Origin of the sequence: Micromonospora wenchangensis (assembly GCF_002210435.1) — a bacterium.
In the GTDB taxonomy this organism is placed as follows: Bacteria; Actinomycetota; Actinomycetes; order Mycobacteriales; family Micromonosporaceae; genus Micromonospora; species Micromonospora wenchangensis.
This window is the reverse complement of the sequence record NZ_MZMV01000004.1, coordinates 109,912-130,061: the sequence shown is the minus strand read 5'-3', so window position 1 is coordinate 130,061 and position 20,150 is coordinate 109,912. Positions and strand designations below refer to the sequence as shown.

At 70.6% G+C, this 20,150-nt stretch carries 16 protein-coding genes; 8 read left to right on the top strand and 8 right to left on the bottom strand.

All coding sequences use genetic code 11. From position 1 onward, the window contains the following. The first annotated feature begins 56 nt into the window (after positions 1–56). Both B5D80_RS33265 and B5D80_RS03610 read left to right on the top strand, forming a co-directional pair. On the top strand, positions 57–383 hold the full coding sequence (locus B5D80_RS33265; protein ID WP_158224111.1) for a phosphopantetheine-binding protein: 327 nt from the start codon (positions 57–59) through the stop codon (positions 381–383). Then, positions 380–1,072 carry a response regulator gene (locus tag B5D80_RS03610; protein ID WP_088642326.1) on the top strand — a complete coding sequence of 231 codons (693 nt, stop codon included), beginning with the start codon at positions 380–382 and terminating at the stop codon, positions 1,070–1,072. Before B5D80_RS33265 ends, B5D80_RS03610 begins: the two co-directional genes overlap by 4 nt. On the opposite strand, the gene B5D80_RS03605 is transcribed toward B5D80_RS03610, so the two are convergent. The 8 genes from B5D80_RS03605 to B5D80_RS03570 all read right to left on the bottom strand — a co-directional run bounded on the left by B5D80_RS03605 (position 1,023) and on the right by B5D80_RS03570 (position 14,356). Further along, entirely contained in the window at positions 1,023–2,849 is a 1,827-nt protein-coding gene (locus B5D80_RS03605) for an NB-ARC domain-containing protein (protein WP_158224110.1), read from the bottom strand. The genes B5D80_RS03610 and B5D80_RS03605 overlap by 50 nt on opposite strands. A 442-nt stretch (positions 2,850–3,291) precedes the next feature. Further along, the gene (locus tag B5D80_RS03600) at positions 3,292–4,605 is read right to left on the bottom strand and encodes an MFS transporter (protein ID WP_088642324.1); all 1,314 of its coding nucleotides are present in this window, start codon (positions 4,603–4,605) and stop codon (positions 3,292–3,294) included. 17 nt (positions 4,606–4,622) lie between these two features. After that, on the bottom strand, positions 4,623–5,180 hold the full coding sequence (locus B5D80_RS03595) for a GNAT family N-acetyltransferase (protein ID WP_158224109.1): 558 nt from the start codon (positions 5,178–5,180) through the stop codon (positions 4,623–4,625). Positions 5,181–5,231: 51 nt separating this feature from the next. Beyond that, positions 5,232–6,527 (bottom strand): cytochrome P450, encoded by a 1,296-nt coding sequence (locus B5D80_RS03590; RefSeq protein ID WP_144081556.1) that lies wholly within the window; start codon positions 6,525–6,527, stop codon positions 5,232–5,234. After that, positions 6,443–9,046, bottom strand: a complete 2,604-nt coding sequence (locus B5D80_RS03585) for an acyl-CoA dehydrogenase family protein (protein WP_088642321.1) — start codon at positions 9,044–9,046, stop codon at positions 6,443–6,445. Before B5D80_RS03585 ends, B5D80_RS03590 begins: the two co-directional genes overlap by 85 nt. A 6-nt stretch (positions 9,047–9,052) precedes the next feature. Next, the gene (locus B5D80_RS03580) at positions 9,053–12,331 is read right to left on the bottom strand and encodes a non-ribosomal peptide synthetase (protein WP_144081555.1); all 3,279 of its coding nucleotides are present in this window, start codon (positions 12,329–12,331) and stop codon (positions 9,053–9,055) included. A 31-nt stretch (positions 12,332–12,362) separates the two neighbouring features. Beyond that, complete coding sequence (locus B5D80_RS03575) at positions 12,363–13,481, bottom strand: M20/M25/M40 family metallo-hydrolase (RefSeq protein WP_088642319.1); 1,119 nt, start codon at positions 13,479–13,481, stop codon at positions 12,363–12,365. Further along, positions 13,478–14,356, bottom strand: coding sequence for a RimK family alpha-L-glutamate ligase (locus tag B5D80_RS03570; RefSeq protein WP_245854200.1), 879 nt, complete (start codon positions 14,354–14,356; stop codon positions 13,478–13,480). Before B5D80_RS03570 ends, B5D80_RS03575 begins: the two co-directional genes overlap by 4 nt. Positions 14,357–14,561: 205 nt before the next feature. On the opposite strand from B5D80_RS03570, the gene B5D80_RS03565 reads away from it, so the two are divergent. The 6 genes from B5D80_RS03565 to B5D80_RS03540 all read left to right on the top strand — a co-directional run bounded on the left by B5D80_RS03565 (position 14,562) and on the right by B5D80_RS03540 (position 20,131). Then, positions 14,562–15,296 (top strand): sulfotransferase-like domain-containing protein, encoded by a 735-nt coding sequence (locus B5D80_RS03565; protein WP_088642317.1) that lies wholly within the window; start codon positions 14,562–14,564, stop codon positions 15,294–15,296. 148 nt (positions 15,297–15,444) lie between these two features. Beyond that, positions 15,445–16,035, top strand: a complete 591-nt coding sequence (locus B5D80_RS03560) for a hypothetical protein (RefSeq protein WP_088642316.1) — start codon at positions 15,445–15,447, stop codon at positions 16,033–16,035. Further along, on the top strand, positions 16,025–17,047 hold the full coding sequence (locus B5D80_RS03555; RefSeq protein WP_088642315.1) for a BtrH N-terminal domain-containing protein: 1,023 nt from the start codon (positions 16,025–16,027) through the stop codon (positions 17,045–17,047). Before B5D80_RS03560 ends, B5D80_RS03555 begins: the two co-directional genes overlap by 11 nt. 20 nt (positions 17,048–17,067) lie before the next feature. Further along, the gene (locus tag B5D80_RS03550; RefSeq protein WP_088642314.1) at positions 17,068–18,360 is read left to right on the top strand and encodes a DegT/DnrJ/EryC1/StrS family aminotransferase; all 1,293 of its coding nucleotides are present in this window, start codon (positions 17,068–17,070) and stop codon (positions 18,358–18,360) included. Beyond that, positions 18,357–19,187 (top strand): transketolase, encoded by an 831-nt coding sequence (locus B5D80_RS03545; protein WP_088642313.1) that lies wholly within the window; start codon positions 18,357–18,359, stop codon positions 19,185–19,187. Before B5D80_RS03550 ends, B5D80_RS03545 begins: the two co-directional genes overlap by 4 nt. Next, a complete protein-coding gene (locus B5D80_RS03540) occupies positions 19,184–20,131 on the top strand; it encodes a transketolase family protein (protein WP_088642312.1) in 948 nt (315 codons plus the stop codon). Before B5D80_RS03545 ends, B5D80_RS03540 begins: the two co-directional genes overlap by 4 nt. Positions 20,132–20,150: the final 19 nt, after the last annotated feature.

Sequence of the window (20,150 nt, the reverse complement as noted above, 5' to 3'; positions counted from 1 at the left end):
GGGCGTCGATATCTTCTGAATATCCCGTCAATACCGGTGGGCACAACAACGGACAGATGGCTGATGTGTGGCAGAGCACGAACACGGCGGGTCTCCCACCTCACGAGGGTGGCGACGACCCGACCGCGCACCGCAGGACGGTCGAACAGGAGGTGGCCGCGCTATTCGCCGAGTTGCTCGGCCTGGAGCAGGTCGATGTCGACGACAACTTCTTCGCCCTCGGCGGCCATTCGCTGCTCGCCGCGCGGCTGGTCGCGTTGGTACGCACGCGGTTTCAAGTGGAGATGACGCTCCTCGATCTGTTTGACGGTCCGACCGTGGCCGGTGTCGCGGCCTTCGTCGACCGGGCCTCCGGTGACCCGTCGCGAGGTGGAACGCGATGACCATCCGCGCACTCATCTGCGACGAACTGCCGGTCGTCCGAGACGGCATGCGGACGCTACTCGACGCCGTGCCGGACATCGACGTGATCGAGACGACCGACAACGGTATGGAGGCGATCATGCTGGTGCGCACCGCACGGCCCGATGTCGTGGTCACCGACCTGAACCTGCGGGTCATCAGCGGCCTCGAAATGATCCGCCGGCTCGGCAAGGAAGACCCGCCGCCCCACGTCGTCGTGTTCACCGCGTCCGACGCCGACAAGACCGTCAGCGACGTACTGCACGCGGGCGCGAGCTGCCTACTCGGCAAGGACGCGAGCCCGCAGGACCTGGTCGCCGCGATCCGGGCGGCGGCCGCGGGGCGGGCCATGCTCGCCCCGAACGTCGCGCAGCGCCTGGTCACCTGGTTCCGCGAACAGCCGGACACCACGTCCTCGACGCAGTATCCGGAGGTGGCCGAACTGACCCCGCGCGAGCGGGAGGTGACCCAGATGGTGGCCCGGGGCATGTCGACCGAGGACGTGGCCCGTGAGCTGATCATCGGTGTGGCCACCGTGCGCACGCACCTTTACCGGGTGCGCACCAAGCTCGGCGTCCGCGACCGCGCGCAGCTCGTGTCGCTCGCCTACCGGTCCGGGCTCATCCCGCCGGCTGGGCGCGGCCCCGACCTGGAGAAGCGGGCGAGCTGACCTCGGCGTCGAGGGTGGTGCGCCGGGTGCCGTGCCGGCGCTGATCGGGCACGGGGGCGCGCTCGTGGTGGGCGAGGACCTCGACCGTCCGGTCGAGTCGGACGGCGGCGGCCAGGCGGCGGCGGGCCGTCGTCCGGGCGTCCGGGTCGTCGAGTCGCTCTGCGGCGTGCAGCGCGATCTGCCAGATGTCCACGCGGTCGGGCCGGTGGCCGCCGTGGGCCAGGTACGCGTCCAGGCTCCAGGCCAGGTGCCAGGCGTGGGCGGCGAACCCGGCGCCGATCGCGTGGTCCAGCACGGTCTGGAGCACGGGTCGCCGCTCGTCGAACCAGCCAGTCGTTGGCGCACGGTCGGCGTACCACGGCTCGGGGACGACGCCGGTGGACGGTGGGTCGAGCGGTACCGGGTCCGGATCGTCGCCGGGCGCCACGAGGATCGCGGCGGCCCGCGCACTGTGGACGTAGTGGTCGAGCAGTCGGACCGTCGCGGCGCGCCGGACGTCTTCGGGATCGGTGTGCGCGGCGAGGTCGCCGGCGTAGGCGCCGACCAGGCCGTGAAGCGCGTACCAGCCCGGCCTCCGTTCGGTGACCAGGGCCGCCTCGCTCAGTTCGGACAGCCGGAGGGTCGCCTCGGCGATCGGGAGGGCGGCCAGACTGGCGGCTGCGGCCGCACTGACGTCCTGTCCCGGGTGGAGGCTCAGCAGCCGGAACAGTCGGGCGGCCGGCGGGCTGAGCGTCCGGTACGACCGGGAGAACGCCGCCCTCAGGTCGGTGGCCGGATCGCTGGCGAGCGTGTTCGGTTCGCGGCCGCCGTCCAACAGTCGGGCGGCCAGCGTGCCCAGGGCCACGCCGGGATGGGTCAGCGCCCGGGCGGCGACGAGGACCAGCGCCAGCGGCAGCCCACCACACCGCTCGACGGCGTCGCGGACCGCGCCCGGCTCGGCGGCCACCCGCCGTGCCCCCAGGCGGCGCGCCAGCAGGTCACCGGCCGCGTTGTCGGCCAGTACGTCGAGCATCACCGAGCGGGCTCCGTCGGCGACGATCAGACCAGCCATCCGGCGTCGGCTGGTCACCAGGACCAGGCAGCCCGAGCTCGCCGGCAGGAGCGGGCGCACCTGCTCGACCGTGTGGGCGTTGTCCAGCACCAACAGCATCCGGCGGTCGTAGAGCAGGGAGCGGTAGAGGGCGATGCGTGCCGCCGGGGTCGCGGGAATCCCACTGGCCGGTACGCCGAGAGCGGTCAGGAAGTCCCGCACCACCGTGTCGGGAGACATCGGTGGCCCGTCCGGATCACACCCACGGAGGTTGACGTACAGCTGCCCGTCGGCGAAGCGGTGGGCGACCTTGTGGGCCCAGTGTACGGCCAGCGCCGTTTTTCCCACGCCGGCCATGCCGCCAACGGCCGCGATCATCGCGCAGCCGGCCGGTGCTTCCTGCGCGATCACCGCGTCCAACGCGGCCAGCTCGGGCGATCGGCCGCTGAGGTGGGACACGGCGGGCGGCAGTTGGTGCGGTACGACCGGAGGGTGCGGAGCCGGTTCGAGGACCCGCGGCGTCTCGGAGCGCTGGACCTGTCGGTAGCTGAACGCGTGTTCGACCGCCGTGTAACGGGGCCGCCAGAACTCCTCCACGCCGGTGGTCAACGACAGTTGGCCCAGCCGCCCGCGGTCGACGCTGTACTTGCGGACGGCTTCCACCAGCCCCTTGACCACGTCCCAGTCGGGCAGCCGGCGAACCTGCCCGGACAGGATCGATCCCAGTTGACTCTTGCTGATGCCCACGAGGACGGACAGGTCACGCAGACTGGGGCCGCCTGCTTGGAGTCGGAGTAGCCGTAGGTCCTGGCAAAGTTGCTCTAGCGACTCGAGCGCCAAGTCCATGGCATCGCGGCCTCCTATGTCCGATGCTTAAGAACGCTCGGAGGGACTGAACCACGCGACCGCCTGCGTGTGCAAACATCGTTCCCGCGTGTGCCCGGACATCGAATCACACATACCCGCCAGCGTGAATGTTCGTACGGCTGGAGTCTGTCCACACACGGTGGGTAGTTCCGACCTACGGGCGGAGGCCCGGCCCGCACCGGCGGGCTGGGCGAACACCGGCCAGCGGACATCCGCAGCCGGCCGCTCCCGGAACCGCCCGCAGCGAGGGGACCACGTACCCCGGGCCACGCGGAAGCCGACCCCGGAGCATCCGGGGTCGGCTCCGTGCGCGCGCCGACGGTCAGGTCTGCCGGGTGACGACCGCGGCGTCCGCGGGCCCACCCGGGCCGGAACCGCCCTGGTCGGGCTCGGGCGGCGGTGCGGTCGCCTGGTGCCCGGTCCCCTCGGCTTCGCGGAGACCCCGCGTCGTGACCCGCGAGGCGAACACGAGCGCGGCGAGCGTCAACCCGATACCGGAGGCGATGAACGTGGCCGACGTTCCCCGCCAGTGGGCCAGCGCCCCGCCCGACAACGCACCCAGCGGTACGACGCCGAGCACGATCAGGCGATAGGCGGCGGTGACGCGGCCCAGCAGCTCGTCGGGCACCGCGGCCTGCCGCAGCGTACTGACCACGATCTGGTTCATCGCGGTGGCCACCGCACTGCAGAACAGGAAGATCTCGACGAGAACGACACTGGTGCTCAGGCCGAAAGCGGCGTAGGTGGCTGCGGGCACCAGGGCCGCGAGCCAGGTCACCGGCCCGCCGCCGATCGCCCGGACCAGCCTCGACGCGATCAGCGAGCCGACGATGGAACCCACCGCCGGCACCGCGATGAAGACGCCCCACCACGCCGGCGTGACGCCGAGCGGTCCGGTCGCCACGAGCACGATCAGACCGCCGGTGGCGGCTCCGAAGCCGTTGATCGAGGCGGAGATGAACGCCACCCGACGCAGCAGCTTGTGGTTCCAGAAGTAGGACCAGCCGGCCCGGATGTTGCGCGCGATGGAGCCGGGCGTGGGCCGGGAGTCGTTGACCTCGGTCGCCGTCGGCAGCAGCCGGGGCAGCGTGATCAGGGCCAGCGCGGCGATCGCGAACAACCCGGCACCGGTGGCGAAGACCAGCCAAGCTGCCACCGAGAACAGCACGGCGCCCACCGGCGGACCGACGAACGTGTTGATGGCCGACTGGACGGCGAACAGGCGTCCGTTCGCCCGCTCAAGGTCCTTGCGTTCGACCAGGCGCGGCGGAACCGTCAGCGCCGCGTTGTCGACCATCGTCTCGGCCGCACCGGAGAGGAACACCGCCAGATAGAGGATGGCGATGCTGTGCAGGTGGGCGAGCAGCGTCAGGACGAGCAGACCGAACGCGACCGCACGGAACACGTTGCCGGCGACCATGATGAGGCGTCGGTCGATGCGGTCGGCGAGCTCACCGGACGGCAGGGTGAACAGCAGCCACGGCAGGAAGTTCGCCACGGTCATCCCGCCGATCAGCAGCGGGTCGCGGGTGATCGCCACGGCGAGCAGCGGCATGGCCGCCGACACCAGGCCGTCGGCCGTGTTCGACAGGCCCTGCGACAACCACAGGCGGTTGAAACTACGCCCCAAGCCCATGTGCACTCCTCAACAGGTTATCGAAGGTCCTTGCGGATCAGCGCCCGGTGTTTCAGCCTGGGCTCGACCACCGTGAATCCGCAGGCCTCGAACGTGGTGACCCGGCCGCGGAAGCTGCGCCGGTCGATTCGGGTCGCCGGATCCCGGTCGTCCTCGGGATAGGCCTCGATCAGGTCGGCCTTTTCGTCCCGGGCCCATTCCACGGCCCGGTTGATCAGCACTCGGAGCAGGCCCTGGTGCCGCTGCTCACGAGCCAGGTAGACGCAGACGATGGACCAGATGCGCGTCGGGTCGTCCCCGGGGAGCAACTTCGCCGCACGGGAGGTGCGCAGCCGCGCGAAGCCCAGGCGGGGACCGACCCCGATCCAGCCCACCGGTACCTCGTCGATCGCACCGAGGACCCCGACCCGCTCGCCGGTGGTGATCAGCTCGGCGAGACGGTCCCGTCGCGCCGTGGAACGGCATGCCGAGTAGTCCTTCCGCTCCAGTCGGAAGTACTGGCAGAAGCAGTGTTCGACGAGCCCATTCGGGCCGAAGAACGGGTCGACCCTCGGCCAGTCGTCCGGACCGACCACGGATGCCACCAGGTCACTCACACGTCCTTCTCTCCGCGGCGTGGTCGCCGCCTATCTCCAGTTGACCGAGAGCGGCAGGCTCACGACGCCGTTCAGGAAGTTCGACACGAGATGCCTGGGCTCACCAGCAAGGGAAACGGATCGGACGCTCTCGCGCCAGAGATCGAAGAACGTTTTCATTCCGGCGACGGCCACATGCTGGCCGATACACCGGTGGACGCCGAACCCGAACGCGGTGTGCTGGTTCGGGGAACGGTCAGGGACGAACCGGAACGGCTGCGGGAACACCTCCTCGTCGCGGTTGGCCGAGGCGAGCCACGCGGTGACCAACGACCCGGCCGCGATCTCGGTTCCGTCGAGCGTCAGCTCGGCGGTCGTACGCCGCAGCACGTGGTTGACCGGGCTGGCCCACCGCAGGGCCTCGTCGACGAACTTCTGATCCGTGCGTTCCTGGCGGGTGAACCACGACCACAGGTCGTCGTCGCCGGCCAGCAGGATCAGCATCTGATTGATCGTCTGGGGTACGGTCGGATTCGCCCCCATCAGGAATGCGTAGGCGTTCAGCAACGCGACGTCCCGGTCCGGGTCGTTGAGCACTTCCGCGGTCCGTGGGCACCGGCCGATCACCGAGTCACCCGCCGGAGGGTCTTCCAGGACCTCCCCGAGCACCGTCATGATCGTCGTGTGCGCCTCGAAGAGGCCGACCCGACGCTGGCGGTCCGACTCGGCGGCGTCCGTTCCGCCCATCGCACGCACGGTGGCCCGGCCGGTGACCGGCCACTCACTGCTGGGAATGCCCATCAGCGCCCCGGTGATCGTCATCGGCAGGGTGACCATCTCCGCGCAGAAGTCGAACGATTCACGACCCCGGATGGTGTCGAACAACTCGCGCATGCGCCCCTCGATCCCCTGCGCGAGCCGCTGCGTCGCCGGCACCGTCATCAGCGGGGTGAAGATGCGCTTGAGTTCGGAGTGCACCGGCGGGTCGGTGAGATGGATCGCCGCCCCGGCTGCGGCGTCCCCGTCGCCACGCACGCTGAGCATGGTGCTGTACGCCGAGGAGAACGCCGTGTGGTTGCCCAGCACCTCCCGGACGTCGGCGTGCCGCACCGCCGCGAAGAACTCCTGACCATCGGTGGTGACCTGACGATGGAGGCCACCACGCGCGCGCATCTCCCGCCACACCGCGTGCATGCCCTGGTCCGAATACCGCGACTCGTCGTAGAGTTCCGACGATCCGAGCGCGGCGAGATCGACTCGCATCAGCACGTCTCCTTGCCTGGCCGTGGGTCGAGTAGTCCGATGTTCTCCGCGCACCGCATGTAGAAGCGCGACGCGACCGACCACTCCGTGATGCCCCGGGCGCCCATGACCTGCATCGCGGCGCGTACGACGCGGACCATCGCGTCCTGCTGGACCAGCTCGAACCGCCGCAGCGCACGCTCGTCCAGGCGCACCGCGGTGTTCGCGATCTCGTACAGGCGCGTGCCCACCGCGTGCATCTCGGCGTAGGAGCGCACGAGCGGGAACATCAACGCGTCGAGGTCGACCAGACGTCGACCGAACTGTTCGCGGCCGGACGCGTACCTCCAGGCCGTGCGGAACAGCCCGACGCCGAGGCCCAGCACGTACGCCGCGTGGCGTACGCGGTCCTCGCGGGACCCGGTCGGACCGGGTCGGTAGGCGTTCTCGTAACCGAGGTATCCGAGGCTCAGGCTGATGGCGCACCCGGCGGTGAGCCCGAGCCCGAGACCGCCCTCGTCCTCGGGGCGCTCCACGCGGTCGAACCCCAGTTCGGCCAGGGTGTCCGCCAGCGCCGTGCGGCGGGTCGGCGAGGAGGCGAACAAGGGCTGCACCCGGACGCCTGCGCCGACCGGTTCGAGGACCTCCACCAGGGTGTCGACCAGCTCCGACCCGAAGCGGAGGGCAATCTCCCGACAGCGGCGGGAGTACTCCTCGCCGAGGTCCACCTTGATGGTCGACAGCATGATCTCCGACGAGCCGGCCGACAGCGTGAGCCCGGGCGACTCGGTGAGCGCGGAGTACAGCTCCTCGCGGACGAGATCGTCGAGGTCGGTCCGGTCCGCGAGCGTCCGCCAGCGGCGGAGTACCTCGTGGCCGACCTGCTGGCAGGTCTCGCTCGTGTACAACTTGGCCACGGCGGTGTCGGTCGCCGCGACATCGGCCCGCAGGAACACCTCGGTCGCCGCGCGGGCCACCGTCGTGGCGCACTCGACCTTCCCATCGAGCAGTCGGAGGTCGTCGGGCCGGCCGGTCGCCGCACGGAGCGCGCCCAGCCACCGGGCCGCCCGGACGACGTGGTCGATGCCGGTGCGTTCGATGGCCAGGGCACCGTCGAGCAGTCCCCACCCGCGGCCGTCCGCACCGATCCGGCGCCAGCTCTCGACCTCGACGTCGCGCAGCGTCACCCGGCACATGCGTTCGGGCTGGATCGTCTCGACGAGCTCGACGGTCACGCCGGGCGCGGCCAGGTCGACGACGAAGAGGGTGATGCCGTCGTACCTGTTGCCGTCCGTCCCGGTACGAGCGGCCACCAGCGCGGAACCCGAGATGTCGCTGTAGATGCTGAACACCTTGACGCCGTTGAGAACATACCGGTCGCCACGGCGCTCGGCCCGCGTGCGGAGCGCGGCGAGGTCGCTGCCCGCGCCCGGCTCGCTGTAGAGCACGGTGGCGAACTCCTCGCCCCGGCTGATGCGCGGGAGCAGTTCGCGCTTCAACCGGTCGGAGCCGGACTTCAGCACGAAGTAGCCGACGATCTGCACGGTGAGCGCGTACACGAGGTCGGGCAGGCCGGTCGCGATGAACCGCTCGAACAGCGCGACGCTCACCCACGTCGGCGTCCCCGAGCCGCCGAACTCGCGCGGCCAGTCCGGGGTGAGCAGACCACGTCGACCGAGTTCCCGGTACGCCTCGGCGATGGCGTGCCCGTCCATCCGGCGGGACCGGATCACGAGGTCGCGCCACCGTGCCGTGCCGATCAGCTCGGTCAGCGAGGCGAACAGTGCGGGCGCGGCGTCCCCGTCGCCCGTGTCCGTGCCCGCGACGGGACCCGCGGCCGGAAGAGCGTGCCGGATGATCTTTTCGATGGCGGTGCGGTTCTCGGGATCGTTGAGCAGGTCGTAGTGGCCGCCGGGAAGGTCATGGAGTTCGACGTCGCCCGACGTCACCGCCCCCCAGTCCGACTTGGAGGACTGGGTGGCGCGGACCGAGACGATGTCGAGATCGCCGGGCGTGGGCCACCAGGTGCCGATGAGGCGGGAGTTGTGCACGAAGATCTCGAAGCGTTCCGAGAACGTCTCCATGTCCATGCCCAGGGTCTCGGCGGCTGCCGCCGGCGAGTCGGCCAGCCACTCGCCGTCCTGGCCGCCCGACCTCAGCGCGTCGCCGACGAACTCCTGCAACCGCTCGCCCGGCAGGGGCTCCTCGTAGTCGCGGAACCGCCACGTCGAGTCGAGCAGGACCACCTTCGGGCGGATTCCTTGCTGCGCCAGCAGGCAGGCGACCTCCCAGGCGAGGCCGCCGCCGAACGACCAGCCGCACACCACGTCGACGTCGGGGCACCGGTCGCCGAAGCCCGCCACGTACCGCCGCGCGAGCTCCTGCATCGACGAGGCCGGTTCCCCGTCGACGAGGACCGCCAGCGACGCCTCCAGCCCGACGCACCGTTGGTTGGGGAACCTGCGCACCAGCGGCTGGAGCGCGAGGAGGCTGCCGCCGACCGGATGCGCGAACAGGAGGACCCGCCCGGCGTGGTCCGGCCGGCTCATCTCGACGAGGCCGGGGACACCGGTCACCGTCGACCTCGAACTGAGGTAGGTGCTGAGGCGCTTACCGTCATCCATGCCGGCCTACTCGCTGGCCAGGAGTCGGGCCACGTCTTCTTCGCTCATCTGCTCGATGGCCCTTTCGAGCTCCTCGGCCGACAGGCTGGCCAGCCGGGCCCGCTCGACCTCCAGGGCCATGCTCTGCACGCTTGAGTCGTTGAAGAACACGACCAGGGAGATCGTGGTGGAGAACAGCTTCTTGATCCTGGACATCAGCTGGACGGCCTGGAGGCTCGTCCCGCCCAGGTCGAAGAAGCTGGCCCGCTTGGAGAAGTCGACGCGGCCCAGGATCGGCCCGAACGCCTCGGTGAGCATGGTGCGTTCGACGTCGGTGAGCTCCTCCACGGGCCTGGACTCGACGACGGCGTCGGGACCGGCGGCGGGCAGCGCCCGCTCGTCGATCTTCCCGCTCGCGTTGACCGGCAGCTCGTCCAGCATGACGAAGCTGCCGGGTCGCATAGTGGACACGAGGCGCCGGCGGCAGTGTTCACGCAGGACCGCCTCGGAGACGGTGCCGCCCGCCCCGGTCGCGCAGTACGCCACGACCCGCTTCTGGTCCCCGTCCGACCGGACCTGTACGTACACGTTCTTGATTCCGTCGGCCGCGCGGATCACGCTCTCGATCTCTCCGATCTCGATCCGTACGCCATTGATCTTCACCTGCCGGTCGAGCCGCCCGACGTACACGAGATCGCCGTCGCCGTTGAGCCGCGCCAGGTCGCCGGACAGGTAGACCCGGGCCGTTGGATCGGGACCGACCGGGTCCGAGACGAACCTCTTCCGGTTGTCCTCGTCCCGGCGCCAGTAGCCCGACGTCAGTCCGACACCGCCGAGCGCCAGTTGTCCGATGACCCCCTGGGGTACCGGCCGGTGCCGGTCGTCCAGCACGTACGCCGTGTGGTTGTCCATCGGCCCGCCCATGGGCAGGGCGGCCGGCGACAACGGCTCCCGCAGTTCCTTCACGATGCTGGTGACGGTGCACTCGGTCACGCCGTACCCGTTGAAGATGCGGCGGCCCTTGCCCCACGCCCGGACGAGTTCGTGGGAGAACGCCTCGCCGCCGACGAACACGATCCGCAGGTCGTGCAGCGGTGCCGGATCGAGCAGCTTCATCACCGACGGCGGCAGGTCGGTCACGGTGATCCGCTGCTCCTCCAGGAACCGCTGGACATCCGGCATGCTCAGCCGCTGAGCGGACGGCACGAGGTGAAGCGACGCGCCGTTCAGCAACGCACCGAACATCTCGAAGATCGACACGTCGAACCCACAGGACGCGTAACCGAGGACCCGGTCCGAGGGCGAGAGCGCGAACAGCGTCCGCACGTTGCGGATGAAACCGAGGATGTTGTCGTGGCTGATGAGCACGCCCTTGGGCGTCCCCGTGCTGCCCGAGGTGTACATCAGGTAGGCGACCGCGTCCCCGCCGTGGGTCACGTCCGGCCGGTCGGCCGGGGGGTCGGCGTCGGCCGGCAACCGCCACTCCAGCGCCGGTGCGATCCCGGCCGTGTTCGCATCGCAGACCACGTGCAACAGGTCGGCGTCGTCGATGATCGCCTCGATCCGGCCGCGCGGGTTCATCGCGTCGATCGGGACGTAGACCGCGCCCAGCGACATCAGGGCCAGTACGGTCGCCGGGAAATCGGGCGACGGTTCGAGCGCGACGCCCACCCGGCTGCCGGCACCGACCCCGGCCGCGCTCAGGCGGGCGCGCAGCAGGTCGACCCGGCGGAGGAGCTGTCCGTAGGTCAGCCGCGCCGTGGGCGTGCTGACCGCGATGCGGTGTTCGTGCTCGTCGACGACGTCGCGGAAGTGCGCGAAGACGTTGCCGGTGGGCACCGACGTCCGGGTGCCGACGCCGAGACGGGCCTGTAGCTGACGGGACTCCTCGTCGGAGTCCCAGAGCTGCTGCATGCTGACGTCCGGCGCGGCCAGCGCCCGGCGCAGGAACCCGACGAACACCCGCTGCATGGTCTGGATCGTCGCCAGGTCGAAGATGTCCGTGTTGTACACGGTATTGACGTCCAGGTCCTCGTCGGCCTGGTTGAGCGTCCACTGCTGGAAGAACTTCGCGCGGGTCGTCCTGGGCAGGATGCCGGTCAGCGAGACGCCGTCGAGGAGTTCGAGCTGGTCGGTCCACTCGTTGATCGTCAGCGTGTACTGCAGCAGCGTCGACCGCGAGGAGTCCCGCTGGACGTTCGTGTGCGCGATGATCTCCTCAAGCGGAAGGTAACCGTGCGCCTGGGCGCCGCGCAGCCGCTGCTGGACCCGCGCCAGGCATTCTCGGAACGTCTCGTCCGGTGCGACCGGGCATCGGAGCGGCAGCATGTTGATGAAGAAGCCGATGGTCCGCTCGGTCTCGATCTCGCCGCGGTTCGCGTTGGGCATCCCGAAGATGACGTCCTCGGACCCGGAGTACCGGTGGTACACGCAGGCCATGGCCGTCGCGTACACCGTCGCCGGTGTGGTCGACAGGGCCAGGGCGAGGCGCTTGACGTCGGCCGCGACTCCCTGCCAGCCGCTCGTCTCCGAGTTGCCGGGGTAGGTCGCGTCGGGTGGCAGTGGACGATCACCGGGTATGTCCATGACCTCGACGTCGCGTAGGGTCTCGGTCCAGTAGTCGACGCTGGCCTGCCACGCCCCGGCCTGCAGACGCCTGCGCTGCCAGGCGCTGAAGTCGGCGAACTGGACGGCCGGCGGCTCGATCTCCGGCACGGCACCGGCCCGCCGGGCGTTGTACTCCCGCACGAGTTCGTCGAAGAAGATCGCCGACGACACGCCGTCGAAGATGATGTGGTGGAAGACCACGCTCAGGAAGTGGAGGTCATCACGGACGGTGACCAGATCGAACTTCCACAGCGGGAACGCCGTCAACGTGAACCGGGTCTCGGCGAGGTCGGCGAGGATCCGGTCCGCTTCGGTCTCGGAGTCCGCGTGCGACCGCTCGACGACGACCTCGGGGTCCTCGACGATCCCCTGGAAGAACTCGTCGTTCTCGACGAGGACGTAGGTCCGGAGCGCCTCGTGGCGCGCGACGATGCTGGCGAGCGCCGCGGCGAGGGCGTCGGCGTGCAGCTCGCCGTCGAGCCGGAACGCGAACGCGACGTTGTAGGTCGTCTCCCCCGGCTGCAGCTGGTCCACGAACCACAAGGTGTTCTGCGAATAGGACAACGGCACGTAGTCGCGATCCTGTCGGGGCCGCGGCCCGTCGGTGACCCGCGCACGCGCGTTGGCCAGCATCGCGGCCAGCGACTGCTTCTTGCCGCCGACGGCACTCTTCGGCACTGATCCCAGGTCTGAACTCACGCGAAGCTCCCCCTCAGGTTGGTCGAAGCGATCATTGGAGAGCCTTCTCGGGAACCGGTTGCTGATCGCCGCCCGACCGGACGGGCAGGTGCGCCAACTCCGAGATGGCGATGGACAGCACGTCGATGCCGCGCAGGTAGTCCGACAACACGATGTGCTCGGCGTCGGCGTGGTCGAGCCGGCTGTCGCCGGGGCCGTACGTGGCCATCGGAACGTCCCAGACCTCGGCGAGGGTGTTCATGTCCGAGGTGGCGGTCTTCACCAGGAACCGCGGCTGGCCGTGCAGCCGCCGGATACCGGACACCAGCGCGCGCGCCACCGGCGTGGACCGGCCCGTCCGGCAGGCCGCGACCGAGTTCAGCACCTCGATCTCGCCGACCGGTAGGCGGTCACGCAGGTCGCGGACCAGCGCTTCGCCGTCGTGACCGGGTGGGGTGCGGATACTGAGGTCGACGGTCGCCGTGGTCAGGTCCGCGTTGAGCTGGCACAGCGTCGCGCCAGGCCGGTCGAACACGCCGAGGCTCGCGTCCGGCCCGAGCAGGTCGACCAGCGCGGCCCAACAGGCGACCGCGAGGTCGGAGGCCTTCGGCGCCGGGTTGCTCGGGTGGGTGGACGGAAGTCTGACCGTGTAGCGCAGGTCGAGCTTGCCCTTGTAGCCGAGCACCACGCTCGACCAGCCGCTCGGCTCGCCGACGATCAACGCGTCCGGCTGGTCGTGGGTGACCCGGATCGCCACCGCCCCGCGCGAGCACGGGGTCTCCTCCTCCACGGCGCCTACCACCACGAGCCGGCCGGGGAAGTCCACCGCGCTGGCCGCGGCGCAGATCATCGCCGCGAGGGGACCCTTCGCGTCGACCGCGCCCCGGCCGTAGAGCTTGCCGTCCTCGCAGTGGACCGGGATCTCGCCCGGGATGGTGTCGAGGTGTCCCAGCAGCATCAGGGTCGGTCCGTCGCCCCGTTCGATCACGCCGATGACGTTGCCGACCGCGTCGATGTGCGACCGGAAACCCAGGACCGCCATGGCGTCGGCCAGGAAGTCGGCCAGCGCGCGCTCCTGGTAGGAGGGGGACGGGACCTCCAGCATTCCGCGTAGCAGGCCGACGGCGTACGTCTCGGTGACCGCGCCCGACGAGGTGAATGCGAAGTTCATCGGCGCTCTCGTTCCAGTAGGTGTTCCACGATGTGGTCCGCGACGTCGACGCGGTCGCCCAGCGCGGCCTCGAAGCCGGAGAACTCGACCCGGTGGTTGACCTCCAGGACCAGCAGCCGACCGTCGCTGTCCTCGATCAGGTCGACGCCAGCGATGTCGGCGCCGACCGCGGCCGCGGCGTCGGTCGACAGCTTGGTGATCTCGGGTGTCGGCTCGCACGGCCGGGTCCGCCCGCCGAGCGCCACGTTGGTCCGCCACACCTCGCCGACCCGGTAGACGGCGCCCAACAGTTCCCCACCGACCATGACCGTCCGAATGTCCCGGTCTGGCTTGTCGATGAGTTCCTGCACGTAGCCGAGGTGCGCCCGAGGGCCGGACAGCGCGGCGACGTACTCGAACACGCCTTCCGCGGCCGCCCGGTCGGGTAACCGGACCACGAGCCTGCCCCACGACCCGACCAGCGGTTTGACCAGCGCCGGGTAGCCGATCGCATCCAACGCGTCGAGCGCGGCCTCGGGGGTGAGACCGAGCGCGGTGCGGGGCACGGGCAGCCCGGCCGCCTGCAACGCCATGGTGGTACGCCACTTGTCCCCGCACACCGCGGTCGCGTCGGCGCTGTTGACCACGTCGACGCCGGCCCAGGTGAGGCAGCGGGCCGCGTACTCGGCCCGGACCTGGCCGATCTCCCGGTTCAGCACGAGCCGCCAGGGCAGGTCGCGCTGCCCGGCCGCGAACCAACGCCGCCGCGTGTCGACCTGGTCGAAGGCGACACCACGCCGATCGAGCGCCTCGAACAGTCGCTTCTCGTCCGCGCCGATCCGGCTGGCCAACACGGCGATCCGGTCGCCGTCGGGGCGCGCTGGAATCGATGGCACCATGACCTCCGTAATAGGACGGCACAATTCGGCTGCCTGGTGACGCTACGGGCGGCCCGACCACGAACGCGTCCGCGCGAGGTTCATCCGGTGCGACGCACTGCATTGATATCCCCGACCGCGGGTTGCGCATTTCGCTTACCCGGTCCCGTCCGGCCCGTACGACAATGGGCGGCGTTCAATGCGTCACAGCGGAAGGAATCACATGGAAGACACGCTCGAACGGATACCGGTGCTCGCGCTGTGGAGCGCGCCGCGCAGCCGCTCCACCGCCTTCGCCCGGATGATGGCGGAGCGCAACGACCGCCTCGTGGTGCACGAACCGTTCTCCCAGGTGGTCGACTTCGGCGAGGCGAAGGTGGGTGACCGGGTCGTGCGCACCCCGCAGGGCGTGCTCGACGCCCTGCGCGCGGTCGCCGCCGAGCGGCCGGTGTTCTTCAAGGACACCATGGACTTCCACTACCCGGAACTGCTCGCCGACCAGGCATTCCTGACGGCCGCCACCCACACGTTCATCGTCCGCCACCCAACCGAGGCCATCGCCTCGCACTTCGCCCTGAACCCGAACCTGGGCCGCGACGAGATCGGCTTCGCCTGGCTGTACGAGGTCTTCGAAGCGGTGCGATCGGCGACCGGAACGACACCGACCGTGATCGACTCGGACGACCTGCTGGACCGGCCGGAGGACACCGTGCGGGCGTACTGCGCGGCGGTGGGCATCCCGTTCGTGCCGGCGGCGTTGAGCTGGCAACCGGGCATGCGGCCGGAGTGGCAGGCGACCGGCCGGTGGCACCGGTCGACGAGTCTGACCGCGGGTTTCGGGCGGCGTGAGGCCGGCGACGGTGCCGCGGTGGTCGACGCGAATCCGGTGCTGCGGGGCTACCGCGATTACCACCTGCCGTACTACGAGCGGTTGCGGGAGGTCGCGCTCCGGCCCTGACCACCGGCCCGGAAATAGTCAGCGGGATTACCTGGGGAGTACTTCGAGGGGCCGATCAGGCCATTCGCGGTAATCACCGTGCAGACGAAACGAGGGATTCGGCGGCCTAGATTGGTGCCATCGCAGTGCGTACCAGCGAGGGAGAGACATGACCGTCTCCAGTACCGTTTCCCGCCAGCGTGATCCGGTCGACATATCCCGTCACCGCAACAACATCGCCATCTCGTCGGCGACGGCGACGAAGGCCGGTCACTTCAACGTGTGGGGCAACTCGTTCGCTGCCGAGCACCTGCCGGCCGGCGGAAGCCTCGTCCACGTGGCAGGCGTACCCTTCCGGTTCCCGCCGGTCTGCGCCGGCCCGGACAACGTCCGCTGCGAAGGACAGTTCGTCCCCGTGACGGAGAGCCGTTACGACTGGATACACGTCCTGGCCGCGGCCGAGCGGCGCTGCGAGGACACCGTGGAGCTGCACTTCGGTGACGGCTCGGTCGACGCCGAGCCGCTGCGGATCTCCGACTTCTGGGCGGCACCGGCCTGGTTCGGCGAACTCCTGGCGTTCCGGAGCCCGGTCATGCACTACCCGCACCACGTGCAGCAGGGAGTGCCGGCGGTCATGTGGGCCCAACGGGTGCCGGTCACCCGGCGGGCCGACCTCGTCGGCATCCGCCTGCCGCGCAACGTCGCGATGCACATCTTCGCGGTCACTCTCGAACACGCGGAGGCCGGTCATGACCGGTGAGGTGTCGACCCGGACCTGCCTGATCGCCGAGCCGGAAATGTGGTACCGCGACCTGATCAGCTGCCTGCAGGCCACGTTCGGCACGCTGGTGGCCAGGCTGGGCGCCGACCCGCTGGCCGTGCTCGGAGCGGGCTGGCGGTTCCTGCACCTGCCGGGGGACGTCCGGTTCGACGAGTTCTACTACCCCTGCCCGGACAGCGACCTCGGCGCGGCCCTGGCCCCGCACCACGAGCTGCGGGCCCGCTGGTGGCAGCCGGCCGACGAGGACGACGTGTGGCGGGAGGTCCGCGAGTCACTGGCCCGCGACCAGCCGGTCGTCGCCGCGGTGGACAACTTCTACCTGCCGTTCCGGCCCGCCTACCGCGACGTGCACGCCGCCCACCTTGTGGTGGTCTACGGCCTGGACGAGGACCGCGGACTCGTGTACGTCTCCGACGCGATGCCGCCGGCCTACCGCGGTCCGGTTCCGATCGAGGAGTTCTCGAACAGTTGGGGTTCGGCCAACCCGGCCGACGTGCAGGACGCGTTCTTCAGCGACTCGCGGATCGGCCGGCGCTGTCTCGACGTCCGGCTCGGCGCCCAGCCCGCGTCGCTGACCCCCGAACTGCTCGGTGGTTACCTGCGCGTCGACGTCGACGGATTCACCACCGCCACCGCCGCCCGCACCGGCCTCGCCGGGTTCGACGCGTTCGCCGGGGAACTGGTCGGGAGATGCCGGGCCGGGGACGCCGCCGCGCTGCGTGAGCTGTACCCGTTCGGCTGGGGCATGCAGGCGCAGGCGTCGCTGCACGGCGAGCTCCTACGCCGCTGCGGCCGGGAGTGGGGCGATCCGGCCCTCGCCGGGGCCGGACGGGCCGTCGAGGCGGTCGCCCACGCCTGGACCGGACTGCGCATCACCGGCGCGCACGGGATCGCCGACGCCCGGGCGGTCGCCGCCGACATCGCCCACCACGCCACCGTCCTGCGTGGCAAGTACGCGTACGCCGTCGACGCCGTCAGCGCGGCGATCTGACCACCCTGGGGGAGACAGCGATGAGCAAGCTGGCAGCGTTCGGCGGCCCGGTCGTCGTGCCGAAGGACCGGCGCGGCGTGGACTGGCCGCTGATCGAGGACGAGGACCGCAAGGCCGTCCTCGACACACTCGACGGGGGCCGGCTGGTGTCCAACACCGAGGGCGTGAACCCGGTCGCCATCCTTGAGGCGAACTGGGCACGGCGGTTCGGCTTCGACCACTGCGTCGGGGTGTCCACCGGTACGGCCGCGCTGTCCCTGGCGCTGGCCGGGCTCGGGATCGGACCGGGTGACGAGGTGATCGTGCCCGCGCTCAGCTTCATCGCCACCGGTCTCGCGCCGGTACACCAGATGGCCGTTCCCGTGTTCGCCGACGTCGACCCGGTCACGTTCAACCTCGACCCGGACGACGTCGCACGTCGGATCACGCCGAGAACAGCGGCGATCATCCCGGTGCACCTGCACGGCGCGCCCGCCGACATGGACCGGATCCTCGACATCGCGCACCGGCACGGCCTCGCGGTGGTCGAGGACGCGGCCCAGGCCCCCGGCGCGACCCACCGGGGCCGGCCGGTCGGCGGGATCGGCGACGCGGGCGCGTTCAGCCTGCAGGTCACGAAGAACATTCCGACCTGCGGCGAAGGCGGGCTGCTCGTAACCGGCCGCGCCGAGCTGGCCGAGGCGGTCCGCCGGGCCCGGCAGTTCGGCGAGGTGATCGAGAGTGGCCGCGACCGTGACTACGTGTCCCACGGCGTGGGCTGGAATCACAAGATGAACGCGATCCAGGCCGCCTTCACCACCGCGCAGCTCGCTCGGTTCGACGAGTACGAACGCCAGCGGCAATGCAACGTCACCGAATTCCTCGCGCGGCTCGCGGCACTTCCCGGCCTGCGCGTACCGACCGCGCTCCCGGGCACCACACACGTCTGGCACATCCTGCGGTTCCGGTTCGAGCGGGCCGGGTTCGGCCTCTCCGACGACGTACGGCCGGCGGCGCTGCGCTCGGTGCTGCGGCGGCTGTTGCGCGCCGAAGGCGTGCCGATGTCGCAGTACCAGCTCATGCCGCTGCCCGACCAGAAGGTGTTCGTCGACCGCGTCGGCTTCGGCGCCGGCTATCCGTGGACCGTGACCGGCGACGCGGCCCCGGACGCGGACCACCCGGTGGCCCGCGCGATCGTCGCCGACTCCCTCACCCTCCAGAAGCGTCACCTCAATCCAGGATCGGGCGAACTGCTGGGCCTCTACGCGGACGCGTTCGAGAAGGTCTGGGCGAATCGCGATACGGTGGCGACGCTCGCGGCGGCGGCGTCATGACGACGGCCGAGGACACGCTGGAGGCGGTCGCGGCCCGCATCCGCACGCACGTCGTCGACATGTGCGCTGGGCCGGAAGGCGGCCACCTCGGCGGCGCGTTGTCCTGCGTCGAGGTGCTCAGCGCACTGTACTTCTCGGTGCTCAGGGTGGACCCGCGGCAGCCGGGCCACCCGGACCGCGACCGCTTCCTGCTCAGCAAGGGTCACGCCGCCCTGGCCCTGTACGCGACGCTCGCCGAGCGGGGCTTCTTTCCGGTCGGGGAGCTTGCCGGATACGGTCGGCCGGGCAGCCGGTTGATGGGCCACCCGGTACGCGCGGTGCCCGGCGTCGAGCTGCCCACCGGATCACTCGGCCACGGGCTCGCGCTGTCCTGTGGGTTCGCGCTGGCCAACCGGTACGCCGGCCGCGACTCGCGCAGCTTCGTGCTCCTCGGCGACGGCGAACTCCAGGAGGGTTCGGTCTGGGAGGCGGCCATCGCAGCCGCATCGCTGCGGCTGGACCGGCTGGTCGCCGTCGTGGACCGCAACGGGCTGCAACTGACGGGTCCGGCCGAGCGGATCGCGCCGATGGAACCGCTTGCCGAACGCTGGCGCAGCTTCGGCTGGGCGGTACGCGAGGTGGACGGCCACGACGCGATCCGACTGGCCGACCACCTCGCTGCCGCACCGTGGGAGCCGGGCCGGCCGAGCGTGCTGATCGCCCGCACGGTCAAGGGGCACGGGCTCTCGTTCCTCGCCGGCCGGACCGACAGCCACTACGTGACGCTGTCGCCGCGCAACCATGCCCGGGCGCTCGCCGCGTTGGCAGCCACGGATGCCGCCCGATGAGCCGCGCCGTCCGGGAGGCGTACCGGGACTGCCTGCTCTCCCTGCTGGACCGGCACCCGGAGGTGATCTGCCTGGACACCGATACCGGCCTGTTCCGCCCGGAGCACGTCTCGGCGGCCGGGGACCAGTACCTCAACCTCGGCATCGCCGAGCACAACCTGATGGGGATCGCCGCCGGGATGGCCGCGTGCGGGCGCACACCGTTCGTGAACACGATGGCCGCGTTCGCCACCTCGCGTGCGCTGGAAGCCATCAAGATCGACATCGCGTACAACCGGCTGCCGGTCCGGATCATGGCCACCCACGGCGGCCTCGCCGCAGGCCACCTCGGCCCGACGCACCAGGCCCTGGAGGACCTCGCCGTGCTGCGGGTGCTCCCCGGGATGACCGTGGTGGTGCCGGTCGACGCGACGGCCACGGAGGCGTTCGTCGCGCAGAGCCTGAGCCTGCCCGGACCGCTCTACGTCCGGCTCGACCGCAAACCGTCCCCGCCGCTGCCGCCGGCCCCGGCCCCGGTCATCGGCCGCGCGCAGACGCTGCGACCGGGCGGCGACGTGGTCCTCGCCTGCTGCGGCCCCTACCCGACACTGGCCTGCCTCGCCGCGGCGGACACCCTCGCCGGGCACGGCATCGAAACCGCCGTGCTGAACCTGCACACGGTGCGCCCCCTCGACACCGAGGCGCTGATCGACGCGGCACGGGCGGCCGCGCTCGTGGTGACGGTCGAGGAGCACTGGTGCGGCGGCGGCCTCGGCGGCGCAGTGACCGAGGCCCTGGCCGAGGCAGCGCCGACGAAGGTCCTGCGGCTGGGGATGCCGGACCAGTTCGCCGACGCGGTCGGCAACCAGGAGTACCTACTCACGTACTACGACATCACGGCGGAACGGATCGTGACCATGGTCCGCACCGCACTCGACGCGACAGCTCGCTTCGGGACCCACTAGCGAAAGGACGTCACCCTTG